The following is a 1,155-nucleotide window of genomic DNA, read 5'->3' as shown; positions in this document are numbered from 1 at the left end:
TGCAGCGCGTGGCGCGCGACGTGCGCTGAACGCGGCGCGGCCCGGCGGCGGGCCGCACTGCGCGGCGGCCTGCGCAAGCATCATCGTGTTGTCACAGAACGCGTGTTTGATGCCGTCATCCCGTTGTCGCCCTGCGCCCAGCCCCCTCGCCTTCCGTGACCGAGATGAAAGAACGGCCGCTGCTCGAATACGCGCTGCACCCCGTCGAGGACCGCCTGGTTCATGTCGACGCGTTCTGCCGCGACCTGCCGCTGCTGCGCGGGCTGGCGCGCTGCCCGCTGTGCTCGGGCGTGCTGCGCGTGGTGCAGTTGCGCGACCGTTCGCAGGCGCGGCGCTTCGTGCACGCGGCCGGGCCGTTCGCACGCTGCCCGCTGGTGTCCGACGCGGTGCCGAATCCGCTCGCCGTCAACGTCGGCCCGCCGCTGACCGAGCGCGCCAAACAACTGCGCGCGAGCTTCTTCCAGCAATGGCAGCGGCATCTGCACACCATCCGGCAGACGGCCTCGGCGTTCCAGGTCACGCGCTTCACGCACGCGATCGAGCACGCCGACGTGCTGAAGCTATGGGCCTGGCCCACGCTCGCGCCACGCGACATTCCCTATGTGCTGCTGGTGCTGACCGATTTCATGGCCGCGCCGCCCGGCGAGCGCCAGGCCGCGTGGATCCGCTTCTGGTTCGGCGCGCCGGTGCAGCAGGTGGGCGACCTCGGCGGCGCGGGCAAGATCGTGCCGCGCCTGTTCCGGCTGCGCTACAAGCGGCCGCGCATGTCGAAATACCCGAGCGTGCGGCACCTGATCGATTGCCAGGAAGTGCCGATGCCCGCGCACGAAGACGCGGACGCCGCCGCGCTGCTGACGGGCGCCGATGTGTCGGCGTTCGAATCGTTCGCGCAGAAGATGGCGCGCGTGCCGGCCGAACGCGGGCGCGATTGAGCGCGCCGCGCGGCCGAATCGGGCTTCAGGTGTACAGCGACGCTTCCGGCAGCACGCCGGTCAGCGCGAAACGGCCCACGTCGCGCAGCCGGTAGTCGAGCGGATCGTGCAGCGTGTGCGTGCGCGCGTTGCGCCAGAAGCGGTCGAGCGCGAGCGGCGCGGCCGTCGCGCGGGCGCCGCAGGCGTCGAACAGCGCCTCGCCCGCATCGAGCGCGGTGCGCTA

The 1,155-nt window shown here is 71.9% G+C and carries 1 protein-coding gene and 1 pseudogene; one reads left to right on the top strand and one right to left on the bottom strand.

What is annotated here, in order from left to right:
* The first annotated feature begins 164 nt into the window (after nt 1-164).
* A complete protein-coding gene (locus G3N92_RS34010) occupies nt 165-932 on the top strand; it encodes a hypothetical protein (protein ID WP_206131866.1) in 768 nt (255 codons plus the stop codon).
* A gap of 25 nt (nt 933-957) precedes the next feature.
* Here G3N92_RS34010 and G3N92_RS34005 read toward each other — a convergent pair.
* Nucleotides 958-1,146: pseudogene (locus tag G3N92_RS34005) on the bottom strand (acyl-CoA dehydrogenase); the annotation flags it as partial.
* Nucleotides 1,147-1,155: the final 9 nt, after the last annotated feature.

It is taken from the genome of Burkholderia sp. Ac-20379, from assembly GCF_017104645.1.
GTDB lineage: Bacteria > Pseudomonadota > Gammaproteobacteria > Burkholderiales > Burkholderiaceae > Burkholderia.
Note: the sequence above shows the minus strand (reverse complement) of the source record. Positions and strands in the feature narration are given on the sequence as shown.

Coding starts and splice junctions, on each gene's coding strand:
- G3N92_RS34010 (WP_206131866.1), top strand. CDS start 165: ATGAAAGAACGGCCGCTGCTCGAATACGCGCTGCACCCCGTCGAGGAC.